This is a genomic window from Streptomyces sp. NBC_01241, from assembly GCF_041435435.1.
Classification (GTDB): domain Bacteria; phylum Actinomycetota; class Actinomycetes; order Streptomycetales; family Streptomycetaceae; genus Streptomyces.
On record NZ_CP108494.1, the window covers coordinates 5,760,084 to 5,782,210 of the forward strand.

22 protein-coding genes, 1 tRNA gene and 4 pseudogenes are annotated in these 22,127 nt (G+C 69.9%); 16 read left to right on the forward strand and 11 right to left on the reverse strand.

What is annotated here, in order from left to right:
- Positions 1–196: 196 nt before the first annotated feature.
- The 3 genes and pseudogenes from OG306_RS25970 to OG306_RS25980 all read left to right on the forward strand — a co-directional run.
- Positions 197–313 (forward strand) — tRNA-OTHER (locus OG306_RS25970).
- Positions 314–613: 300 nt separating this feature from the next.
- Positions 614–784 (forward strand): RCC1 domain-containing protein, encoded by a 171-nt coding sequence (locus OG306_RS25975; RefSeq protein ID WP_266748485.1) that lies wholly within the window; start codon positions 614–616, stop codon positions 782–784.
- 84 nt (positions 785–868) lie between these two features.
- Positions 869–1,092: pseudogene (locus OG306_RS25980) on the forward strand (protein kinase domain-containing protein); the annotation flags it as partial.
- 509 nt (positions 1,093–1,601) lie between these two features.
- On the opposite strand, the gene OG306_RS25985 reads toward OG306_RS25980, so the two are convergent.
- Positions 1,602–2,582, reverse strand: coding sequence for a helix-turn-helix transcriptional regulator (locus tag OG306_RS25985; RefSeq protein ID WP_266748486.1), 981 nt, complete (start codon positions 2,580–2,582; stop codon positions 1,602–1,604).
- A gap of 282 nt (positions 2,583–2,864) precedes the next feature.
- On the opposite strand from OG306_RS25985, the gene OG306_RS25990 reads away from it, so the two are divergent.
- The 3 genes and pseudogenes from OG306_RS25990 (at position 2,865) to OG306_RS26000 (ending at position 5,880) form a co-directional block, all read left to right on the forward strand.
- On the forward strand, positions 2,865–3,722 hold the full coding sequence (locus OG306_RS25990) for a hypothetical protein (RefSeq protein WP_266748487.1): 858 nt from the start codon (positions 2,865–2,867) through the stop codon (positions 3,720–3,722).
- Between the two features lie 31 nt (positions 3,723–3,753).
- Positions 3,754–4,806 (forward strand): annotated as a pseudogene (locus OG306_RS25995) (S8 family serine peptidase); the annotation flags it as partial.
- Positions 4,807–4,884: 78 nt separating this feature from the next.
- The gene (locus OG306_RS26000; RefSeq protein ID WP_266752433.1) at positions 4,885–5,880 is read left to right on the forward strand and encodes a hypothetical protein; all 996 of its coding nucleotides are present in this window, start codon (positions 4,885–4,887) and stop codon (positions 5,878–5,880) included.
- A gap of 103 nt (positions 5,881–5,983) precedes the next feature.
- Here the strand turns inward: OG306_RS26000 and OG306_RS26005 are convergent, their stop codons facing one another.
- Positions 5,984–6,073: a hypothetical protein gene (locus OG306_RS26005; RefSeq protein ID WP_371666272.1), complete on the reverse strand. Its 90-nt coding sequence runs from the start codon at positions 6,071–6,073 to the stop codon at positions 5,984–5,986.
- Between the two features lie 138 nt (positions 6,074–6,211).
- Between OG306_RS26005 and OG306_RS26010 the strand changes: the two are divergent.
- Positions 6,212–6,532, forward strand: a pseudogene (locus OG306_RS26010) (tyrosine-type recombinase/integrase); the annotation flags it as partial.
- Positions 6,533–6,539: 7 nt separating this feature from the next.
- Here the strand turns inward: OG306_RS26010 and sodN are convergent.
- Positions 6,540–6,935 (reverse strand): superoxide dismutase, Ni, encoded by a 396-nt coding sequence (gene sodN, locus OG306_RS26015; RefSeq protein ID WP_093899557.1) that lies wholly within the window; start codon positions 6,933–6,935, stop codon positions 6,540–6,542.
- Positions 6,936–7,116: 181 nt separating this feature from the next.
- Between sodN and sodX the strand changes: the two genes are divergently transcribed.
- Complete coding sequence (gene sodX / locus OG306_RS26020) at positions 7,117–7,575, forward strand: nickel-type superoxide dismutase maturation protease (RefSeq protein ID WP_266748488.1); 459 nt, start codon at positions 7,117–7,119, stop codon at positions 7,573–7,575.
- Here the strand turns inward: sodX and OG306_RS26025 are convergent.
- The gene (locus OG306_RS26025; protein WP_266748489.1) at positions 7,479–8,108 is read right to left on the reverse strand and encodes a CGNR zinc finger domain-containing protein; all 630 of its coding nucleotides are present in this window, start codon (positions 8,106–8,108) and stop codon (positions 7,479–7,481) included. The two genes, sodX and OG306_RS26025, sit on opposite strands and share 97 nt — an antisense overlap.
- Before the next feature lie 47 nt (positions 8,109–8,155).
- Between OG306_RS26025 and OG306_RS26030 the strand changes: the two genes are divergently transcribed.
- Entirely contained in the window at positions 8,156–8,959 is an 804-nt protein-coding gene (locus OG306_RS26030) for a class I SAM-dependent methyltransferase (RefSeq protein ID WP_371665652.1), read from the forward strand.
- A gap of 79 nt (positions 8,960–9,038) precedes the next feature.
- Positions 9,039–9,308 (forward strand): hypothetical protein, encoded by a 270-nt coding sequence (locus tag OG306_RS26035; protein ID WP_323183935.1) that lies wholly within the window; start codon positions 9,039–9,041, stop codon positions 9,306–9,308.
- Positions 9,309–9,396: 88 nt separating this feature from the next.
- On the opposite strand, the gene OG306_RS26040 is transcribed toward OG306_RS26035, so the two are convergent.
- From OG306_RS26040 to OG306_RS26050, 3 genes are read right to left on the reverse strand one after another with little or no spacing between them, the layout of a single operon-like run.
- Positions 9,397–10,158, reverse strand: a complete 762-nt coding sequence (locus OG306_RS26040; protein ID WP_323183937.1) for an amino acid ABC transporter ATP-binding protein — start codon at positions 10,156–10,158, stop codon at positions 9,397–9,399.
- Positions 10,155–11,105, reverse strand: a complete 951-nt coding sequence (locus OG306_RS26045; RefSeq protein ID WP_266748491.1) for an amino acid ABC transporter permease — start codon at positions 11,103–11,105, stop codon at positions 10,155–10,157. The genes OG306_RS26040 and OG306_RS26045 overlap by 4 nt, the downstream gene beginning before the upstream one ends.
- A 29-nt stretch (positions 11,106–11,134) precedes the next feature.
- The gene (locus OG306_RS26050) at positions 11,135–12,085 is read right to left on the reverse strand and encodes an ABC transporter substrate-binding protein (RefSeq protein ID WP_266748492.1); all 951 of its coding nucleotides are present in this window, start codon (positions 12,083–12,085) and stop codon (positions 11,135–11,137) included.
- 519 nt (positions 12,086–12,604) lie between these two features.
- Between OG306_RS26050 and OG306_RS26055 the strand changes: the two genes are divergently transcribed.
- The 5 genes from OG306_RS26055 (at position 12,605) to OG306_RS26075 (ending at position 17,394) form a co-directional block, all read left to right on the forward strand.
- Entirely contained in the window at positions 12,605–13,828 is a 1,224-nt protein-coding gene (locus OG306_RS26055; protein ID WP_266748493.1) for an NAD(P)-dependent malic enzyme, read from the forward strand.
- A 304-nt stretch (positions 13,829–14,132) separates the two neighbouring features.
- The gene (locus OG306_RS26060; protein WP_266748494.1) at positions 14,133–15,098 is read left to right on the forward strand and encodes a zinc-binding dehydrogenase; all 966 of its coding nucleotides are present in this window, start codon (positions 14,133–14,135) and stop codon (positions 15,096–15,098) included.
- 50 nt (positions 15,099–15,148) lie between these two features.
- Complete coding sequence (locus OG306_RS26065; RefSeq protein WP_371665653.1) at positions 15,149–16,537, forward strand: cellulase family glycosylhydrolase; 1,389 nt, start codon at positions 15,149–15,151, stop codon at positions 16,535–16,537.
- 66 nt (positions 16,538–16,603) lie between these two features.
- On the forward strand, positions 16,604–16,813 hold the full coding sequence (locus tag OG306_RS26070) for a helix-turn-helix domain-containing protein (RefSeq protein ID WP_266748496.1): 210 nt from the start codon (positions 16,604–16,606) through the stop codon (positions 16,811–16,813).
- On the forward strand, positions 16,813–17,394 hold the full coding sequence (locus OG306_RS26075) for a Clp protease N-terminal domain-containing protein (RefSeq protein WP_266905470.1): 582 nt from the start codon (positions 16,813–16,815) through the stop codon (positions 17,392–17,394). The genes OG306_RS26070 and OG306_RS26075 overlap by 1 nt, the downstream gene beginning before the upstream one ends.
- Positions 17,395–17,566: 172 nt before the next feature.
- Here the strand turns inward: OG306_RS26075 and OG306_RS26080 are convergent, their stop codons facing one another.
- Together OG306_RS26080 and OG306_RS26085 are read right to left on the reverse strand one after the other, a co-directional pair.
- Positions 17,567–18,553, reverse strand: coding sequence for a PadR family transcriptional regulator (locus OG306_RS26080; RefSeq protein ID WP_266905468.1), 987 nt, complete (start codon positions 18,551–18,553; stop codon positions 17,567–17,569).
- Position 18,554: 1 nt separating this feature from the next.
- Positions 18,555–19,412 carry a DUF4097 family beta strand repeat-containing protein gene (locus tag OG306_RS26085; RefSeq protein ID WP_266748499.1) on the reverse strand — a complete coding sequence of 286 codons (858 nt, stop codon included), beginning with the start codon at positions 19,410–19,412 and terminating at the stop codon, positions 18,555–18,557.
- 185 nt (positions 19,413–19,597) lie between these two features.
- Here OG306_RS26085 and OG306_RS26090 point away from each other — a divergent pair.
- Positions 19,598–20,414 (forward strand): annotated as a pseudogene (locus OG306_RS26090) (hypothetical protein); the annotation flags it as partial.
- A 55-nt stretch (positions 20,415–20,469) separates the two neighbouring features.
- On the opposite strand, the gene OG306_RS26095 reads toward OG306_RS26090, so the two are convergent.
- Positions 20,470–20,652, reverse strand: coding sequence for a DUF6104 family protein (locus OG306_RS26095; protein WP_003961784.1), 183 nt, complete (start codon positions 20,650–20,652; stop codon positions 20,470–20,472).
- A gap of 22 nt (positions 20,653–20,674) precedes the next feature.
- On the reverse strand, positions 20,675–21,877 hold the full coding sequence (locus tag OG306_RS26100) for a zinc ribbon domain-containing protein (protein WP_266748500.1): 1,203 nt from the start codon (positions 21,875–21,877) through the stop codon (positions 20,675–20,677).
- Between the last annotated feature and the right edge of the window lie 250 nt (positions 21,878–22,127).

The following is a 22,127-nucleotide window of genomic DNA, read 5'->3' on the forward strand; positions in this document are numbered from 1 at the left end:
TCCTCCGGGTACGAAGAGGGGGATCAGCGACGTTCGGCTCCACACGGCCCCGGACTGGACGAGCGCCGGCAAGGTCATGGTGACGGCGGGGATCCCGCCGGGCGGCGCGACCCTTGCACCGGACAAACGGCTGGTCTCTGCCGGGTGTTGACCCTATACGCTCCCCGGAACGGGGCTGCGCAGTCCCCCAGGTTGCGGAGCCGAGGCAGAGCGGCCCATTGCAATCGGCGTGCGGGAGGTCCCCCTCATGCCGACTGACGGTTTCGGGCGGACCTGCCCCTCCCCGTCCGCGGGTTCGAATCCCGCCGGCCCGGCAGCCGACCGGCCGACCGTATCTCCCGTACATCTCGCACATCGCGCAGTTCCGCGCGCCTGCGCACCCTGGCCGCCGTCGCCGCGACGGCCGCCGCCCTGGCCGCCGCACCGGCCCTCGCACCCGCCGCCCACGCGGACGAGGGCAACCCCACGGTGCTCGCCCGGGGGCGCCGGCCGCACCGGCCGGCTCGGCAACGGCACCACCACCGACAGCCTCGGCCCGGTCTCCGTCACCAGCCTCTTCCGCGGCGACGTCGACCAGATCTCGGCGGGCGGCACCTCCTCGTCCGACTCGTTCGTGCTCGCCCGGACCGCCAAGACGGTCAAGTCCTGGGGCAACAACGCCACGTCCCAGCTCGGTGACGGTACGGTGACGCCGTCGGCCACGCCGGTGAAGGTGCTCCCGCCCGGCAGCGGCATCGCCCATGTCGCGACCGCGGAGACGGGCCGGTCCAGCTTCGCGTACTGAGCCGATCCGGTCCGTTCGATCCCCGTCCGCCCGGCGCCGGCTTCCATAGGCGCCGGGCGGACGGGAGCAGACGACCTCCTGTTCCGTTCCGGCGGTCGCGCCCTCCTCATGGACTTCGGGATCGCGACGTTCGAGGGCGTCGTGCAGGTGACGCGTACGCACGAGGTCATCGGCACGGCCCAGTACCTCGCACCCGAACTGCTGACCACACCCCCGACCGGCCTCACCCCGCCTCGGCGGCGTCCGACCTGTGGGCACTCGGGGGCACGCTGTACGAGAGGGTGGACGGCAGACGTCCCTTCAACGGGCAGAGCCGGCCTCCCTGAGCTTCCGCTGACCCACACGCACAGCGCTGCCCTCGCGCCGCCGCCGACGAAGCCTCGCCGTCGCCGCCCTGGACGTCATTGAGCGTGGTGCTGAGCCGCGCAGAGATTTCACGCCGTCGAAGTCGGTGGTGTACGCGAGGCCCTTGGCGGGGTCGAGGGCGATCCAGGAGGCGTGCGTCCGGCCGGAGGCGTTGACGGGCAGCGTGGCACTCGGTGCAGTCGGTGGCGACGCCCCGGGAGCGCTGGTGCGCGTGGACCGTGTTGAACTTCTCGCTGTCGCTCTGTGTTCAGGCGGCTTCCGCTCCCGCCGGTAAGGCGGTCAGGACGAGAGTGGCGGAGACCGCGAGGGCGGTCGCGGACGTCAGCAGGCGGGGAGATGCGCGCATGGGGCTTCTCCTGTGGGGTGGAGGAGGGTTCCTACGGGCCTTCTGGGGTGCCTGAGCAGCCAGGACCTGCCGGTACGTCAGATGCATGTACAGATCGAAGCCCTGTCACACCCAGCCCCGCTCCCGTGCCTTCACCCCGGCCTGAAATCGCGTTCCCGCGTCCAACCGCCGCATCAGCGCCGCCACCCGACGCGTCGCCGTACGCACACTCACCCCCAACTGCCGTGCGATGGCTTGGTCCTTGTACCCGGAGTGCAACAGCCGGATCAGCACCAGCTCCTCCTCGCTGGGGCCCTCCGTCGCACCCGGCTCCTCGGAGAGCAACGGCTCGGCCCGCTCCCAGTACGCCTCGAACAGCTCTATCAGTCCGTCCAGCAGGCCCGACGGATGCACCAGCACGATGGATTCCTGGCTGCCCCCCGTCAACGGCACCACCGCTATCCGCCGGTCCACTATCCGCGCCTTGAACGGAAGATGCGGCAACAGCCGTGACTGCTCCCCGAGCGCCGCCAGATTCAGAATCGTCTCCAACCGCCCGGGTGGCTCGATCGACTCCAGGCAGTACACCCCCCGGATGTCCACCCCGCGCTCCAGCCACTCCCGAGTCGTCGCCGTCTCCTGCTCATTGAAATGCGGCTGCCCCACCGCCTCCAGATACGGCGGCTTGTCCAACGTCCACAGATGCGTGGTGACGGACCGGCTCAACTCCTCGACCTTCTGCGTCATCATCTCGCGGCCCGTCAGCACCTCCACCAAGGCACCCGGATCCGACCCCAACTGCCCGGCCCGGTGAAGGCGATGCAGATCGGCGAACCTCGTCTCGACCCCGGCGAACAGCGTGTCCGCCTCCGACCGTCGCCGGTTCAGCAACGCCGACAACGCCGACCGCGGACTCACCGCTTCCCACTGGCCGCGCCCCACGCGCCGCACCAGCCCCAGTCCGGCGAGGCGGGTCAACGCCCGCCCCGTACGCGCCACTCCCGCCCCCGCGCTCTCCGCGAGATCACGCACCGCACTCTGCGGTCCCGACAGCACCGCCCGGTACACGCCCTCGTCGAACGCGCTCACACCCACTGCTTCCAGCACAGCCAGCCTCCTCAGCCACACGTGAGGGGCCGCCCCCGGACAGGCACGGGCAGTCAAAGTCACCGGCCGACCGTCCCCTCGCGGGTGGCGTGTTTGGTCACCACGCCAAAGACGCCAACAGATTATCTGGACAGCAAGTGATCGCACAGCGTTCACTTCTGCTGAACCGTCCGTCAATCACCGCACCTGAGAGGCGGTTCGCACACCTCGGCCCTCCGTCCATGCCGCAGGCGAGCACCCCCGCTCGCCTATCCGGCATGCCCGAACACCGTGAGGAACCCCGTGACATCCCAGCCGCGAAGAGCGCCCCGCATCCGACGAGCAGCCATAGGCACTCTGCTCACCACCACCCTCGCCGCTCTCAGCCTGCCCCTCGCCACCCCCGCCACCGCCGCCGGCCCCAGCACCCCCCTTGCTGCCGGCACGTACCTGATCACCCTCGCCGACCAACCCCTCGTCACCTACGACGGCAGCATCGCCGACATCCCCGCCACCAGACCCACCGCAGGCAAGAGACTCGACGTCACCGCCACCAACGCCAAGCGCTACCGCACCCATCTGGTCGACGAACAGACCCGTGTCGCCAAGAAGGTCGGCGCCACCGTCCGTCAGCACTACGCCGTCACCACCAACACCTTCAGCGCCCAGCTCAACGCCCGCCAGCTCCTCCGGCTGGCCGCCACCCACGGCGTCACCAAGATCACCCCCGACAAGCTCCACCACGCCACCGACGACAAGAGCTCCACCGACTTCCTCGGCCTCTCCGGCCGAAAGGGTCTGTGGGCCGCCCTCGGCGGTACCGCCAAGGCCGGCAAGGGCATCGTCATCGGCGACATCGACACCGGCATCTGGCCCGAGAGCGCGTCGTTCAAGGCCCCCGCGCTCACAGCCATGAAGTCCACCGGAAAACCCGCGAAGAAGCCCGGCAAGGACGATCTCTACCGGCCCTACCTGGACGGCACCACCACCACCGTCATGCACAAGGCCGACGGCACCACCTTCAAGGGCACCTGCCAGACCGGCGAGAGCTTCACCGCCGCCGACTGCAACGAGAAGATCATCAGCGCCCGTTACTTCGGCGACGGCTGGCTCCGAGCCGTCCCCGAGTCCAACCGCGGCGGCTACATCTCCCCCCCGTGACAGCCAGGGCCACGGCACCCACACCGCATCGACCGCGGCCGGCAACGCCGGAGTCCACGCCACGGTCGGCAGCGATGACCTCGGCACCATCTCCGGCGTGGCCCCCGCCGCCACCGTCGCCGTCTACAAGGCCCTCTGGCAGAGCAAGGACGGCACCAAGGACGGCGGCTTGACCAGCGACCTGGTCGCCGCCATCGACCAGGCCGTCGCCGACGGTGTGGACGTCATCAACTACTCCCTCGGCGGCATGTTCGAGAGCGAGTACGACGACCCGACCCAGACCGCACTCCGCAACGCAGCCGCCGCTGGTGTGTTCGTCGCCACCGCCGGGGGCAACGCCGGTCCCGAAGTCTCCAGCCTCGACAACACCGCCCCCTGGACCACCACGGTCGCCGCCGGAACCATCGCCTCCCACACCGGCACGGTCACCCTCGGCAACGGCCGGAGCTACACCGGGATCAGCACCACCGTGCGCAGCACCGTCGGCTCCGCGCCCCTCGTCCGTGCCACCGCGGTCAAGACCGCCGACGCCGCGGCCGACGACGCCGACTTCTGCGTCAAGGGCACCCTCGACCCCGCACGCACCGCCGGGAAGCTGGTTGTCTGCACCCGAGGCACCAACCCCCGCATCGAGAAGTCCGCCGAGGTCAAGCGGGCCGGCGGCATCGGCATGGTCCTGGTCAACCCCAGCAACCAGAGCACCGACGGCGACCTGCACTCCCTTCCGACCGTTCACCTGAACGGCCCCGACGCCACTGCCGTACGCGACTACGCCGCCACGGACAACGCCACCGCCACCCTCGCCAGCGGCGGCCAGGGCGCCACGTACCCGCAGGTCACCGGCTTTTCCTCCCGCGGCCCCTCCGTCGCCGGTGGCGGTGACCTCCTCAAGCCCGACATCACCGCGCCCGGCGCGACCATCCTCGCCGCCGTGGCTCCGCCCGGTAACGAGGGCCGCGACTTCGACTACTACTCCGGCACCTCCATGGCGACCCCGCACATCGCCGGCCTCGCCGCCCTCTACCTCTCCGAGCACCCCACCTGGTCCCCGATGAGCGTCAAGTCGGCCATGATGACCACCGCTTCCCCCACCAAGACGACCGACGGCAAGAACAGCGACGACGTCTTCGCCCAGGGCGCCGGTGAAGTCGAGGCCCGCGCCATGCTCCGGCCCGGACTCGTCTACGACTCCAACGAACAGGACTGGCTGGCCTACCTCGAAGGCGTCGGCATCGACACCGGGACCGGAACCAAGGCCATCGACCCCAGCGATCTCAACTACCCCTCCATCGCGATCGGTGAGCTCTTCGGCACCCAGACGGTCACCCGCACGGTCACCGCCACCACGGCTGGTACCTACCGTGCCAAGGTCGACCTCCCCGGCATCAAGGCCACGGTCTCCCCGTCCGTCCTGCACTTCAGCCACCCCGGGCAGAAGCGCACCTTCACCGTCAAGCTCGATGTGACCACGGCACGCGCGGGAGCCCCCGACACCGGTTCTCTCACCTGGACCTCGGGCCGCACCACCGTGCGCAGCCCGATCGTCGTCACCCCGCAGAGCGTCCATGCGCCTGCCGAGATCAAGGGCGCCGGCACCAACGGCGAGGTCACCTACTCCGTCACCCCGGCCACCACAGACCTCGTGGCCACCGCCTACGGCCCGGTCTCCTCGCCCCTCTTCAAGGGCAGCCTGACCGGAACCGCCGAGTTCGACCACGAGACGAACATCCCGGCCGGAACCAAGGCTTCCCAGATCGCGGTCCACTTCGATCTGGCCGCGGGCAACATCGGCGGCCTCGTCTGGGGACCGATGGTCGACGGCGTCCTCCAGACCATCCAGATCGCCTACCCCGACAGCAGTGGGACAGCCACCATCAGCGTGCCGCAGCCGACGGCCGAGACGATCTTCGTGGCCGTGGTCGCTCTCGACTCCAGCGGCTCCGGCGACGCCGTCACCCCGTACACCTACCAGGTGAACAACATCGCCGAGGACAGCCCGGTCACCGGCAAGGTCGCCGTCACACCCGACCACGCCCGTGTCACCCCCGGGACCCCGACCGACCTGACGGCCGCCTGGTCCGGCGCCCCGGCGGACGCCCGGTCCACCACCTGGATCGAGTACTCCAACGGCGCGGGCACCTTCCTGACCCTCAACTGACCCCGATAGACAGAAGCGGTGGCGGTGCCTCGGCGCCGCCACCATGGTTCCCGCGAACCGCGTGCCCGGCGCCCTGAGGAGCCGGGCACGCGTTTTCGCACGCTCAGCCCTGGACCGCGTACGCGACGGAGCGAGTCCAGGATGTGGGGGAGAGGGCGAGTCGGGGGCCCTCCTCCACTCTGGAGTCGCGGATGTGGACGGTGGTGAGGCAGGCGGCGACGCCTGAGGGCGGCGAGGTGCCGCTGCTCTACGGCGAAGGGAACGTGGCCGCGCGCGTGGCCCTGGAACGCGAGGTCAGAGGCTGGGGCACAACCGAGCTGGCGGAGCGAGCGCTCGCAAGGCGCTCCAAGCGGCGGAGAACGAGGCGGCCGAGCGCGAGGGCCGCAATCCCGTCGAGCTGCCGTACATGGTGACCCACGACCTGCGGCACTTCTACGCCTCCGCGCTCATCGCCGGCGGCGCGAGCGTCAAGCAGGTGCAGTTGGTTCTCGGGCACGCGTCCGCCGTCATCACGTTGCGGATCTACGCGCATCTGTGGCCAGGCGAAGAAGACCGCACCCGGTCCGTCATGGACGCCGTGCTCGGCGGCCTGCAGACCGGGTGCGGACCGGTAGGCGACATGACCAGCGAAACCGCAGGTCAGACGGCCTAACCAAAGATCAAGCCTTCTTGGTCTCCCAGAAGATCTTGTCGATCTGGGCGATGTAGTCCAGCGCCTTCTGGCCCGTCGCCGGGTCCGTGGAGGCCTTCGCGGCCGACAGCGCCTTCAGGGCGTCGTTGACCAGCTGGTGCAGCTCCGGGTACTTCTCGAAGTGCGGGGGCTTGAAGTAGTCGCTCCACAGCACCGAGACGTGGTGCTTGGCGAGCTCGGCGCGCTGCTCCTTGATGACCACTGCGCGGGCCCGGAAGTGCGGGTCCTCGTTGGCCTGGTACTTCTCCTGGACGGCCTTGACGGACTCCGCCTCGATGCGGGCCTGGGCCGGGTCGTACACGCCGCAGGGCAGGTCGCAGTGGGCGCTGACCTTCACCTTGGGGGCAAACAGGCGGGAAAGCATTGAGCTGTCCTTCCTCGTGATCGTCTTCTCAGGTGGGACATTACTCCGTGAGTGACGGGTTTTAGCGGCTGCCCCCATGGGCTTAGGCCAAAAGTCCAGGGTGAGGATGGGGCCGGTGGCCGAATGTACGGAACGCTGTACGGGACGGTGTACTGGACCGGACCGGGGAGGTGCCGGAGAGATGCGGGAGGTGCCGGAGGTGCCTGAGCTGACGCAGGAGCAGCGGGGGCGAGAGCTGGCCGGGCGCGTGCGGTTCCAGGTGGTGGAGGTGACGGGGCCGTCGATGGTGCCCACGCTCCATCACGGGGACTGGCTGCTCGTGCAGTACGGGGCGACGGTGCGCCCCGGGGACGTGGTGATTCTGCGCCATCCGTTCCAGCAGGATCTGCTGGTCGTCAAGCGGGCCGCCGAACGCCGCCGGGGCGGCTGGTGGGTGCTGGCCGACAACATCTTCGCCGGCGGCGACAGTACGGATTACGGGACGGTGCCGGAGGAGCTCGTACTGGCCAGGGTCCGGGCACGCTACCGGCCGCTGAAGAAGGATCAGCGGTCGGTGTGGGGTGTGGTGACCTGGGCGGTCTCCGCGCTGCGGCCGGTGACGGCGGCGCGTTCCGTCTCCAGGCGCTTGCGGGCCCGGTAGGCGGCCACGTTGGCGCGGGTCGCGCATCGGTCCGAGCAGTAGCGGCGGGAGCGATTGGTCGAGGTGTCGAGATAGGCGTTACGGCACGGCGCCGCCTCGCACAGGCCGAGCCGGTCCACCCCGTACGAGGTGAGGTGGAAGGCGAGGCCCATCGCCGCGATGGCGGCGTACCCGGCCGTCGCGTTCGACGGGTGGTCGGCCAGGTGCATGTGCCAGTCCGGCTTGCCGTCCTCGTCGCGGAAGTCGTGCCCGGAGATCTGCGGGCTGACCGGGAACTCCAGCAGCAGCGAGTTGAGCAGGTCGACGGCGAGCGTCTCGTCACCGCCGTCGGCCGCTTCGAAGACCGCGCGCAGCCGTGCCCGTACGGACCGGAAGCGGGTCACGTCCGCGTCGGTCGCCCGCCGGGCCGCCTGTTGGTTGAGGCCGAACAGCTCACGTACCGCCTCGACGGAGGTGAGGGAGTCCTTGTTGCGGGTCGGCTCCTCGGTGTTGACCAGACGCACGGCGTAGTCCGAGTAATAGGCAAGTTCCACTTGTAGTCCTTACGGCGTCGGTCTAAAGTGATGCAGCGAACGATGTAATGGGCTTTTCCCTTTTCAGGGTATTACATGGGAGGTTCCTCGTGGCGGAGACATCGACAGGCACCGACTGGGCGGCCTGGCAGGAGAGCTGGGACCGCCAGCAGGAGTGGTACATGCCCGACCGTGAGGAACGGTTCCGGGTGATGCTGGACATGGTCGAGGCCGTGGTGGGCCCCCGGCCGAGGGTGCTCGATCTCGCCTGCGGTACGGGAAGTATTACGGACCGGCTCCTCAAGCGGTTCCCCGAGGCCACCAGCACGGGCGTCGACCTCGACCCGGCGCTGCTCGCCATCGCCCGCGGCCACTTCGACGGCGACGAGCGCGTCACCTTCGTCACCGCCGACCTCAAGGACCCCGACTGGGCAGGGCAGTTGCCGTACGAGTCGTACGACGCGGTCCTCACCGCCACCGCGCTGCACTGGCTGCACACCGAACCGCTGACCGCGCTCTACCGGCGCATCGGCGGACTCGTCAGGGACGGCGGCGTGTTCATGAACGCCGACCACGTGATCGACACCGAGACGCCCCGTATCAACGCGGCCGAGCGCGCCCACCGGCACGCGGCCATGGACCGTGCCAGGGCCGCGGGCGCTCTCGACTGGACGGACTGGTGGGCCCTCGCCGCGAAGGCCCCGGTCCTCGCCGGGCCGACCGCCGAGCGGTACACGATCTACGGCGAGCACGCGGACGGCGACATGCCGTCCGTGCGGTGGCACGTCGACACCCTGCGCGAGGCGGGGTTCGGCGAGGCGCGCGCCGTCTGGGCGTCGCCGTCGGACACCCTGGTGCTCGCCGTGAAGTAGCGACGGGACGCGCAGGGAGGGCGGTGCGGGGCGGTTGCCGTGCAAACCCGCTCAGGGGCAGCCGGGCCTGGCGGACTGCGTGAACGAGGAGCTGCCGGACGGGCGGACGCTGACGACCTGGAGCGACCCGATGAACTACGGGGCCAACCCGCAGTGGGGGAGGGAGCTGGCCGGCCGGCTCACCCTGAAGGACGGCGGGGTGCTGGCCGTCCGTGACAGCACCGGCTTCAAGGGCGAGCGGGCGCAGGGCCCGCTCCTGAAGACGCCGCCGCTGACCCGTGCCCAGCTGCGGACGCTGCTGCTCAGCCCGGAGCTGCTGCCGAAGAAGCAGGAGAAGCAGGAGAAGTAGAAGAAGTAGAAGAAGTAGGGGACATGGGAGGAGGGCGGTACGGACGCCGGGTCCGTATCGCCCTCCTCCCGTGCTCTTACAGCACCGCTTACAGCACCTTCGACAGGAACGACTTCGTCCGGTCGTGCTGCGGGTTCGTCAGTACGTCGCGCGGGTGGCCCGACTCGACCACCACACCGTCGTCCATGAAGACCAGCGCATCGCCGACCTCACGGGCGAAGCCCATCTCATGGGTCACGACGACCATCGTCATGCCGTCCTCCGCGAGACCGCGCATGACGTCCAGTACGTCGCCCACCAGCTCCGGGTCGAGCGCCGACGTCGGCTCGTCGAAGAGCATCAGCTTCGGCTCCATGGCCAGGGCGCGGGCGATGGCCACCCGCTGCTGCTGGCCGCCGGAGAGCTGGGAGGGGTAGTTCTTCGCCTTGTCGGCCAGTCCCACCCGGTCCAGCAGCCGTTCGGCCCGGGCCCTCGCCACGGCTTTCGGCTCGCGCTTGACCTGGACCGGGGCCTCCATGACGTTCTCGATCGCCGTCATGTGGGGGAAGAGGTTGAAACGCTGGAAGACCATGCCGATGTCCTGGCGCTTCAGGGCGACTTCGCTGTCCTTGAGCTCGTAGAGCTTGTCGCCCTTCTGGCGGTAACCCACCAGCTCGCCGTCGACGTACAGCCGGCCGGCGTTGATCTGCTCCAGGTGGTTGATGCACCGCAGGAAGGTCGACTTGCCGGAGCCGGACGGGCCGATCAGACAGAAGACCTCGCGCGGAGCGACCTCCAGGTCGATGCCCTTGAGGATGTGCGCGGCGCCGAAGGACTTGTGGACGCCCTCGGCCTTCACCATGGCGGTCATGCCATGCCTCCCTTCGGGCGGCCCAGGGTAAGCAGATTGGCCTTGACCTTCTGCAGCGGAGTGGGCGGCAGACTGCGGCTCGACCCGCGTGCGTAGTACCGCTCCAGGTAGAACTGGCCGATGCTCAGCACCGAGGTCATGATCAAGTACCAGGCCGCGGCCAGGAAGTACATCTCGACCGGGGCTCCGGACGATTGCCCGATGTCCTGGGCGTACTTGAACAGTTCGTAGAACTGCACGGCCGCCACCAGCGACGTCGTCTTGAGCATGTTGATGACTTCGTTGCCCGTCGGCGGCACGATCACCCGCATCGCCTGCGGGATCACCACGCGCCGCAGCGTCTTGCCGTGGCTCATGCCCAGGGCGTGCGACGCCTCCGTCTGGCCCTCGTCGACCGAGAGCAGCCCCGCACGGCAGATCTCCGCCATGTAGGCGGCCTCGTTGAGGCCCAGGCCGAGCAGCGCCGTCAGCAGCGGCGTCATGAAGCTCGACCAGTAGTCCTTGTAGATCGGTCCGAGGTTGATGGTGGTGAAGACCAGCCCCAGGTTGAACCAGACGAACAGCTGGACCAGGACCGGGGTGCCGCGGAAGAACCAGATGTAGAACCAGGCGATCGACGAGGTCACCGGGTTCTTCGACAGCCGCATGACGGCCAGCAGGACGCCGCCGACGATGCCGATCACCATCGACAGGGCGGTCAGCAGCAGGGTCTGGCCGACGCCCTTGATGATGCGGTCGTCGAAGAAGTAATCGGGGACCGCACCCCAGTTGATCCTGCCCTGGCTGAACGCGTAGATGATCGCGACGAGTGCGGCGATGGCGACGACGGCCGAGACGTACCGGCCGTAGTGCCGGACCGGAATGGCCTTGATCGCCTCCGGACCGGTCGACGGCGTGGGGGGGATGGGCGGCCGGTCGGCCGTACCCGTCTTCTCTATGTCAGTCACAGGAAAAGCCTTTCCGCGCCGGAGTCCGGTCAGGATCCGCCGTTCAGCTTGGCCTCGGTGACGGCGCCGGCCTCCACGCCCCACTTGGCGATGATCTTCCCGTACTCGCCGCTCTTGATGAGTGCGTCCAGGGCCGCCTGGATGGCCTTGGTCAGCTGGTCGTTGCCCTTGGCGACGGCGATGCCGTACGGGGCGGCCTGGACCTGCTCGCCGACGATCTGGAAGTCCTTGCCGCCGCCCGAGGTCTTCACCGCGTACGCGGCCACCGGGAAGTCGGACGAGCCGGCGTCGGCCCCGCCGGAGCGCAGCCGGGTCTGGGCCTCCAGGTCGTTGTCGAACGTCTCCATGGCGATTGTCTTGCCGCCGGCGCACTTCTTGGACTCGGCCTTGGCCAGGTCGTGCGAGACGGTGTTCCGCTGGACGGCGATCTTCTTGCCGCAGAGGTCGGCCCAGGTCTTGATCCCCTGGTCGTCCCCCTTCTTGGTGTAGATCGAGACACCGGCGGTGAAGTAGTCGACGAAGTCGACCCCCTCGCCGACCTTCTTCTTGGTGTCGGAGTCGACGCCCTCCTGGCGGTCCTTGGTGTCGGTCATCGCCGACATCGCCAGGTCGTAGCGCTTGGAGCGCAGGCCGGTGATCAGCGTGTCGAACGTGCCGTTCTCGAACTGGAACGTCACGCCGAGCTCCTTGCCGAGCGCGGCACCCAGATCGGGGTCGATGCCGACCGTCTTGCCCGACTTGTCCTTGAACTCGACCGGCGGGTACGCGATGTCGGAGCCGACCTTGATGACGCCCTTGGCCTTGATCTCCGGCGGCAGGAGATCGGCGGCTGCGGAGCCCTTCGTCGACTCGGAGCTGTTGTTCCCGCTCTTGGTCTGGTCGCCGCAGGCGGTCAGCAGCATGGTGCCGGCGACCGCGATGGCGCCGACCGCTGCAATCCGGGACTTCGCGGCCGTACGACGAGTGGTGCTTGCGGTCATGATCGGGTACCTCCGGCGGATGAGGGTGGTGCGAGGCGGTGCGGAAACCCGACGTCGGATGCCGCCGCCCTGTGCGATTACGGCATCTTGCCATTCGGACTGGGCCATTCAGGGGGCTGGTCATGTCAAAATCGGGTAACGGGCGATCCCCGGACATCAGGGGCCGGTACACCAGGGCCGGACCATCTGCGGGATTTTCAACTTTGTGCTGGAGGATCTGCGGCGCGTCTCGACAGGCGGACGTTTTTCGTCGCTTGGTCGACTTGTCCAGGTATTCGACTATGAGTCGCGTCACCGCGCCGATTTGAACTCGTCCGTAATGACGTTCGTCGGGTAAGAAAGACCTCTACACCCCTCATCCGGGGCTCAGGGCGCGTGTGCGGCGCGCCCGCGCGTACGTATCTCCCCCTGCGGGGGCGGGCCGACCGCCCGGCGCAGGGGACGTACGCGGTGCCCGCCCACCCCTCCTCAACCAGGAGTGGCCACCCTCAAACGATGAAGACTTAAGGGGTCAACACCATGGCAGCGGAGATCGTCAATCCTCGCAGCGACAGCACCACTGACAGCACGACAGAAGGCACCACCGAAGCGCCGTTCGACCCGGCCTTCGCGCTCCACCGCGGCGGCAAGATGGCTGTGCAAGCCACCGTGCCCGTCCGTGACAAGGATGACCTGTCCCTCGCGTACACGCCCGGCGTCGCCAAGGTGTGCAGCGCCATCGCCGAGAATCCCGAGCTGGTCCACGACTACACCTGGAAGTCGCAGGTCGTCGCAGTCGTGACGGACGGCACCGCGGTGCTCGGCCTCGGTGACATCGGCCCCGAGGCGTCCCTCCCGGTGATGGAGGGCAAGGCGATCCTGTTCAAGCAGTTCGGCGGCGTCGACGCGGTGCCGATCGCGCTCGCGACCACCGACGCGGACGAGATCGTGGAGACGGTCGTCCGGCTCGCGCCGTCCTTCGGCGGTGTGAACCTGGAGGACATCTCGGCGCCGCGCTGCTTCGAGATCGAGCGCAAGCTCCAGGAACGGCTCGACATCCCGGTCTTCCACGACGACCAGCACGGCACCGCCGTCGTGACGCTCGCGGCCCTGCGTAACGCCGCGAAGCTGTCCGGCCGGAGCCTCGGCGACCTGCGCGCCGTGATCTCCGGCGCCGGTGCGGCCGGGGTCGCCATCGCCAAGTTCCTGCTGGAGGCGGGGCTCGGCGATGTCGCCGTGGCCGACCGCAAGGGCATCGTCAGCCGGGACCGCAAGGACCTGACGGACGTCAAGCGCGAGCTGGCCGAACTCACCAACCGAGCCGGGATCTCCGGTTCGCTGGAGAGCGCGCTGGCCGGTGCCGACGTCTTCATCGGCGTCTCCGGCGGTACGGTGCCCGAGGCGGCCGTCGCGTCGATGGCGCCCGGCGCGTTCGTCTTCGCCATGGCCAACCCGAACCCCGAGATCCACCCCGACGTCGCGCACAAGTACGCGGCCGTCGTGGCGACCGGGCGGTCGGACTACCCGAACCAGATCAACAACGTGCTGGCCTTCCCCGGCATCTTCGCGGGCGCCCTTCAGGTCCGGGCCTCCCGGATCACCGAGGGCATGAAGATCGCCGCGGCGAACGCGCTGGCGGATGTCGTGGGCGACGAACTCGCGGCGGACTACGTGATTCCGTCGCCGTTCGACGAGCGGGTCGCTCCTGCGGTGACGGCCGCTGTGGCCGCGGCGGCGCGGGCGGAGGGCGTGGCCCGGCGCTGAGGTCCGGGGCGGGGCGGGGTGCGCATGCCCGGGTGCGGGGTGTGTGCCCGTGGGTGATCCGGTCGCGGGTGCGTCTGCGGCGGGCCCGTTGCTCTCCCCGCCCCTTCCTTGTCCGGGGTGCTGCCCCCGGGCTCCCGCTTCTTCCTGTCCGGGGGTGCTGCCCCCGGTATCCCTGTTTCTTCTTGTCCGGGGGTGCTGCCCCGGACCTCAGCCCCTCCGACGCCGGAGGGGCTGATTCTTTCGCGGTGCGCGTCACACCCGTAGCCGGTTACGCCGGTCCGCGCCCCGGCCTATCGTCGAGGCCATGTTCGCCGCCTACGCATCCCGCATCGACCGCGACCAGCCCCTGAACGGCCTTGAGCTGGGTGAGCGCCCCGCCCCCGAGGCGCGCCCCGGCTGGACCACCATCAGCGTCCGGGCCGCCTCACTCAACCACCACGACCTCTGGTCCCTGCGCGGCGTCGGCCTCGCCGAGGACAAACTGCCGATGATTCTCGGCTGCGACGCCGCCGGGATCGACGAGGACGGCAACGAGGTCGTCCTGCACTCCGTCATCGGGCAGACCGGGCACGGCGTCGGCCCGAAGGAACCCCGGTCCATCCTCACCGAGCGCTACCAGGGCACCTTCGCCGAGCAGGTCGCCGTCCCCAGCTGGAACGTGCTGCCCAAGCCGAAGGAACTCACCTTCGAGCAGGCCGCCTGCCTGCCGACCGCCTGGCTCACCGCGTACCGGATGCTCTTCACCAACGCCGGCGTGCGCCCGGGCGATTCGGTCCTCGTCCAGGGCGCGGGCGGCGGCGTCGCCACCGCCGCGATCGTGCTCGGCCGGGCGGCCGGGCTGCGGATCTTCGCCACCAGCCGCGACGAGGCCAAGCGCAAGCGAGCCGTCGAACTCGGTGCGATCGAGGCGTACGAGCCGGGCGCGCGGCTCCCGCAGCGCGTCGACGCGGTCATCGAAACGGTCGGCGCCGCCACCTGGTCCCACTCGGTGAAGTCGCTGCGCCCCGGCGGCACGCTCGTCATCTCCGGCGCGACCAGCGGCGACCGGCCCTCGCACGCCGAGCTGACCCGGATCTTCTTCCTGGAGCTGAAGGTCGTCGGCTCGACCATGGGCTCCAAGGACGAGCTGGAGGACCTGCTGGCGTTCTGCGCGACGACCGGCGTACGGCCCGTCATCGACGAGGTGCTGCCCCTGGACCGGGCCCGCGAGGGATTCGAACGGCTGGACGCGGGCGACCAGTTCGGAAAGATTGTGCTCACCTGCTCTTGAGGTGTTCGGGGTGAGCTGTTCTCATCTGCGCCATGCGAATGCGGACGCGAATGGGCAGCGTACTCACCTCGATCGTCACTTCGGCCGTGCTCGCGGCGGGGGCCCTCGCCCCCGCCGCCGACGCACGGCCCGCACCACCGGACCGGACCGGCATCCCCCGCCTCACCGACGACGAGGGCCGCACCCTCACCCTGCGCGGATGGAGCGTCGCGGACAAGGCGAACAGCGGTGACCAGGCGCTGACCGCCATCGCTGAGACACACTTCCGCGATCTGCACGCGAAGGGCTTCGACTTCGCCCGGCTGCTCATCTTCTGGGACGACCTGGAGCCGCGCCGGGGCCAGTACAGCACCGCGTATCTGCGCAAGATCGACCGGGTCCTGGACTGGGCGCGGAAGTACGACATCCGGGTGGTGCTCGATGCCCACCAGGACGTCTTCGGCCCGGCATTCGGCAGTCGGGGCATCCCGGCCTGGGCGACCCGTACCGACGGTCTGCCCTTCACCCCGCACCCCGACGACTGGTTCTCCGAGTACTTCGAGCCCGCCGTGCAACGCGCCTTCACCCATCTCTACGAGGACCCCGATCTTCAGCGCGCCCAGGCGCAGATGTGGAAGGTCGTCGCCGACCGCTACGCGCACCACCCCGCCGTCCTCGGCTACGACCTGATCAACGAGCCGATGGGGGAGCTCCAGGAGGGGGAGGACCTGCCGACAGCTGCCCGGCGCATCGAGGCCCGCCAGCTCACCCCGATGTACAACAGGCTGGCCCGCGCAATTCGTTCGGTGGACCGCTCCACCTGGCTGTTCGTCGAACCCACCCCCGCCGTCGGCGAGGGTGTCCCCACCGGGCTGGGCGTGATCAAGGACCACCGGACCGTCTACGCACCGCACTTCTACAACACCGCGATGGAGGCGGGCGCCGACTACGACCCGTCGGCGGGCTGGATCGAGTCGTACGAGGCCGCCGTCACCACGTACCCGGAGCAGCGGCACATTCCGGTTGTCGTCGGCGAGTGGGGCCCATTGAACAACACACTTCCCCAGATGGGCCGTTTCTACCAGGACGCGATGGCCTCCCTGAGCCGCTACACCTCGGGCTGGGCCGGCTGGGCGTGGTGCTACGGCGGCGGTTACTGCGCGCTGGACAAGGACGGTGCGTTCGCGAAGAACAAGGAGAGGACCGCCACACCGTACGCACCTGCCGTCGCCGGAACCGTCCACTCCGACACGTACGACGACACCACCGGCGTCTACCGGCTCTCCTACACGGCGGGCCGCCGCGGCAGCACGGAGGTCTCCCTGCCGCCGACGCCCGGGGAGTGGCGGGTCTCGGTGGACGGCCGTGCCACGGTCCGGAGGCATGGGGGAGAGGTGAGTGTCCGTGCCCGCGAAGGGGCTCGCGTCACGGTCACGGTGACGCAGGCGACGCGCGGCTGAGCGGTCCTCGCGACACCCTTGTCAACCATCGTTGACAAGGGTGTCATGTCAACGTAAGTTGACATCATGACCGAAGCAACGGATCTCGCCGCGCGCGCCGGGGACCGCGACCCCCGGGTGGGGCTGCGGGCGGTCGCCGCGCTGCGGCGGCTGCTGGAGCAACTCGAAGCCGTACAGGTCGCAAGCGCCCGCGCGAACGGCTGGTCGTGGCAGGAGATCGCCGCCGAACTGGGCGTCAGCCGACAGGCCGTGCACAAGAAGCATGGGAGGCATTGATGTTCGAACGATTCACCAAGAGTGCCCGGACGACCGTGACCGGCGCCGTGGCCCATGCCGAACGGGCCGACGCCGAATCGGTCACCGAGGAACATCTGCTGCTCGCCCTGCTGGATCAGCACAGCGGCCGGGCCTCCTTCGCCATCACCTCGCTGGGCCTCGCCGACCGCCGCGCGGCGGTCGAGGCCGAGCTGGTCACCGCGCGCCGCCGCGGCGGGCTGACCCGGGCCGATGCGGACGCGCTCGCCGACATCGGCATCGATGTCGCCGAGATCGTCGCCCGGGTCGAGGAAGTCCACGGGGAAGGCGCGCTGGACAGGGGCCGGCGGCGCGGGTCGGGGCGTCGTCCGTTCACCCGCGGGTCGAAGGATGTCCTGGCGAAGACACTGCGGATCGCGGTGGGGCGCGGCGACCGCTTCATCGGCGAGGAGCACCTGCTGCTGGCGCTCACCGCCTGCCCCGGTGCGGTCGCCGACGTACTCGCCGCCCACGGTGCGACGTACGAGTCGGTGAACCGCGCGCTGTACGGGGGCGGGGATGCGGGCGGGGGCGGGGGTGACGCCGGCCCGTCCGGCGTCTGAGGGCCGGAAGCCGGAAGCCGGAAGCCGGAAGCCGGAAGCCGGAAGCCGGAAGCCGGAAGCCGGAAGCCGGGAGCCGGTGAGCCGGAAGCCGGAAGCCGGTGAGTCGGGAGTCGGGAGCCGGGAGCCGGGAGGCGGTGGGTCGGGAGCCGGTGGGCCGGGGCTGGGCCCCGGTTCATCTCTCCCCGCCGTCGTCCTTCCTCAGCAGTGCCCCGATGTGGGCCGCCGCCGTGGACAGATGACGGCGGGCCTCCGTCAGCTGCTCCTCCGTGACGCCCCGGTCCCGGGCCGCGTCGCGAATGTCGTCGCGGAAGCGGTCGAGCAGGCGGTCCAGGTCGCGGGCCGGGTCGCCGGTGTGGGCGGTGTCCTTGCCCCACTCCGGGTCGGCGTCGGCGGGCTCGGGCTTGATGTACGGGGGCCAACTGCCCGTCCTGGCGAAGTTGCCCAGCTGGCCGGTGATTTCGGCCAGCCCCTCCCGTACGCCCGAGGGCCAGTCGCCCCGCGCGAAGTGCTCCTGGACCTGGCGGGCGGCGTTCTGCATCTGTTCGCGCGCCTTCTCCTGGGCCTCCTTGGCCTGACGGCGGGCCTGTTGGGCGTCCTCGCGGGCGCGACGGGACTCGTCCTTCGCCCGGCGGGCCTGCTCCTTCCACTCCTGCTTGGCTTTGCGCAGCTCCTCCTTCGCGGCCCGCCACGACTCCTTGTCGCCGAAGTCCGTGAAGTCGCCGAAGGGGAAGTCCCGGTCGCCCCGGCCGCCGGTGGAACCGGTGGAGGTCTGCCGGGTCTCGTGCGCCGCGGCCCGCATCTCGCTGCGCAGCTTCCCGGCGGCGCCGCGGACGTCGTCCCGGATCTCGGTGGCCAGTTCGGAGACGGACTCCCTGATCTCCAGCTCCAGATCGGCCAGCTCGCCCGTGCGGCCCGCCAGTTCGGCGCGGCCCGCGTCGGTGATCGAGTAGACCTTGCGACCGCCCTCGGTGACATGGGTGACGAGGCCCTCGGCCTCCAGCTTGGCCAGCCGCGGATAGACCGTGCCCGCCGAAGGCGCGTACAGCCCCTGGAAACGCTCCTCCAGGAGCCGGATCACCTCGTAGCCATGGCGAGGGGCCTCGTCGAGCAGCTTCAGCAGATAGAGGCGGAGGCGGCCGTGGGCGAATACGGGGGCCATGTCAGAGCACCTTTCCGGTCGGCTCGGCGTCGTACGCGTCGTCCTCGGCCGGTGGGCGGCGCAGCAGGGCGATCGAACCCGAGACGGTCGTCGCCCGCAGCTGCCCGGTCCCGGCGCCCAGCGTGCCGGTGATCTTCTTCGCCCCCCACTGGCCGCTGACCCGCAGATCCTCGAAGCCGTTGGAGACGGCGCCGCTCGTGGTGTTCGCCTCGACCGTCGCGTCCGCCGGGTGCGGCAGCCGGATGGCGACCTCGCCGGACACCGTGGTCAGCCGGATGTCCGTGGGCTTCCCGCTCGGGTTCAGATCCAGCACCATGTTCCCGCTGATTGACTCCGCCCGCACCGAGGCCCCGGCGCCCTCGACGACCGTCAGATCGCCCGAGACCGTCTGGAAGCGCAGCTCACCGGTGACGGCCTGGGCTTCTACGCTGCCGGAGACCGTCTCGGCGCGGACCGGACCGGCGAGCCCGACGAGCGTGGAATCGCCGCTGACGCCCCGTACGTCCGTACGCCCGCGGATTCCGGACACGACGGCCCCGGCGCCGACCACACCGACCTCCACTGCCGACCCGGCGGGCACGGCGAGCGAGACGACGGCGCTGCGGTGCCAGCCCTTGCGGTCGAACCACTTGAGGAAGCCGTTCCAGGGCAGGCCCTCGTACGCGACCGTGAGAGTGCCGCCCTCCTGGGTCACGATCAGCGGCGGGCCCTCGATCGCGGAGACCTCCAGCCGCGCGGTCGGTTCATCGGTACCGACGACATTGACCGCGCCCCCGACGATGCGCACATTGAGTGACGTCACGGGATCGTCGAAGGTCAGTTTCCGGGGTTCGGCGATGGCCCATGTCGACACAGGCATGGATCTGACCTCCAGGGGAGCACGGAATGACACAACATATCGCGTCTCTTGCAGAACACGATATATCGCGGATCTGTGAAGTCAAGGGGTGTCGTGACGGCATTGCCGATCAGTCGTGCGCGGCATTGCCGATCAGGGGGGGGTGAATGCATTAGACATGGACAAATCACCCTAGCGTGTGAGGCATGAACGCGACATGCCCCGCCGGGGCGCTGCTGTTGTGCCGTGCCGAACCCGAGACCGTACGGCCGATGGCCCGTCTGCTGCGCGAACGGATGCTGCTCGCGCCCGCCGGAGACGGATGGTCCGTGCTCGTGCCCGAGGGAAAGCCCTGGCGGAACGGTGGCGCCGGGGGTGCGGACGCGGAGCCGGTCGACCGGGTCGTGGCCGGCTGGGCCGCTGCGCTCGCGGTCGGCTCGACCTGGCCCGTCCTCGCCCTGTGGTGGGACGGCGACCGGACCGGTTGCACGCTCGCGTCCGGATTCCGCCGATCGGTCGGCTACGTGTGGCTCGCGGACGGCACCCCGGCCGGTGAGGAAGAGGCCATGCGCGCGTTCGCCGAGCGGCTGGGGCTCGACCCCGTACTGGACGTCCAGGCGCTCGACGAGCTGATCCGCCCCGACCCGGACGCCGATGCCCGCGTACGGCTGCGCGGGCTGCTCGCGGTCCTCACCCGCATCGGGCTGGCCCTCCCGCCCGGCCTGGACCCGGAGACGCCCGGCGACCGGCTGTACGCAGCGGCCGACGAACGGCCCGAAGCGGAGCCGGTCGTCTGGACCGGCTGGCGCGAGGCGACGAGGGTCGAACTCGGCGCGGTCGAGAACAGCCGTCTCGGTCCCTGGATGCGCGGCCCGGGCCCGTGCACTAGGTGGCGCCCAGGTGGCGGCCGGATTGCCGCTCGCCCTATGGGGGATCGGGCGCCGCAGCGGTGGCTGGGCCTCCGCGAGGATACTGCTGGTGGCGCACGGAGTGCTCGGCCTCGCGTATGACCGATTCAGGGCCGACGGGCGACGGGGTCGAGGGTGTAGGGCTGGTCTGACCGGGCGTCCTCCTGCCCCTACTCGTCCTCGTCCTCATCGTCGAGGCGGGCCAGCCAGGTGGCGAGGCGCTCGACAGGCACCTCGAAGTCGGGATTGAGATCGACGAACGTACGGAGCTGCTCGGCGAGCCACTCGAAAGTGACTTCTTCCTCGCCTCGCCGCTTCTCCAGCTCCTCGATACCGCGGTCGGTGAAGTACATGCGGAAAGCGTCTCAGATGAGCTTAGGTTTTCCTAGGTGGGGCTGGGCTTACGGCCCGGCCTTGGTCCTGGTGGAAAAGTGATCTCGACTGTGGCCCTGGCTGCCTCCGTCGTGTGACGGGCGTGGCGTGGGTGTGCAGGTGGAAGCCTGCGCCGAGTCTTGCCCCGTGCGGTTGGTGCCGGTTGGGGGTGCTCATTGTGTGCGGTGTCTGTCGCCTTCCACGCCGTTGGGTGCGGTGGGTCGGTGACTGGGGCGGCCGCCCCGCCGGACGCTTTCCACCCGGGTCCGTAGCACGGGTATGCGCTGCGGGTGTTGTGGGTGGGGCGGGGACCCTGCGTCGCTGCCTGGGCACAGGGCGGTTTCTCGTCGGGCCCGTCTTCGTCCGGTCCGCAACGCCGTTGAGGTGTTGGGGGCCGTCGGTTGGGGTGGTGGGTCCGGGGTGGGTGGTGTGCCGGACCGGCTGGTCCAGCTCCTCGACGGTGCGGCGGATCAGGTACGTGCCGCTGCTCCGGTCCAGGACGGTTGTGTGCTGGTGTTGCAGGCCGCGGGCGCCGATCCTCTGCCAGGCGGCAATATCCCGGCCGGCGCTGTAGCCGCACGATTGGTTGGGGCAGATCGCCCACTTCCAGCCCGGTGTGGTGCGGTCCGGGGCGCTGCGGTGCCGGAAGGCGGTCAGACACCTGGGGCAGTACTTGGAGGTGCCGCGGGCGGGGACGATGACCACCCGCTTGCCGTACTTGGCAGCCTGGTGGCGGGTGTGGGCGACGATCTGACCCCGCACACTGCTGGAAAGGCGGATGTTGAGGGTGCGGCCCTTGCCCCGGGCCTCCATGTCCCGCAGGTCTTCCAGGTAGATCACCGACGCGTGTGCGACGCGGGCATGCCCGACCATGAAGCGGGCCGCTGCCTTGGCGAGTTGCTCGTTCAGCCGGGTGCGGCGCCTGCTGACGCGGGCATGTTCGGTCCGCAGGACCGCCGGTTTCACCACCGTGAGCGGATCGGGGCGCTGGCCCTGACCGGCCTGACCGTCGACCAGGGTCTGCAGGTGGGCGGCCTTGGCCCAGAGATGCTCGGCCAGGACGCGCAGTCGGTCGGCCTTGGCCAGCACCCCGTCCACCCGGAGGAACACCGGTTGTCCGTCGGTGAGGACGGCTGGCTGGACACCGCCGGACAGGGCCAGTGTTCCGCCGGTGAGGAGGGTGTTCAGCCCGTAGTCGAAGGCCACGGCCCGCGTGTGACCGTCGCGCCGGGTCTTGGGGGCGGCCGATGTGTGGGCGACGTCCGGGCATAGGCGTCCGTCGCGCAGGCGCAGGGTCGGAGCGTGGAGTGCGGCCGTGGCATCGATGGTGGGTGGCAGCCGGAACCGGATCAGAACCGGTCAGCCAGCCCACCCGCCCGGCCAGCACCCCGGCACCCAGCACCTCGCCGGTCACGGTGTCCAGGCCACGGAACGCGGACGCCGACGCACACGCCAC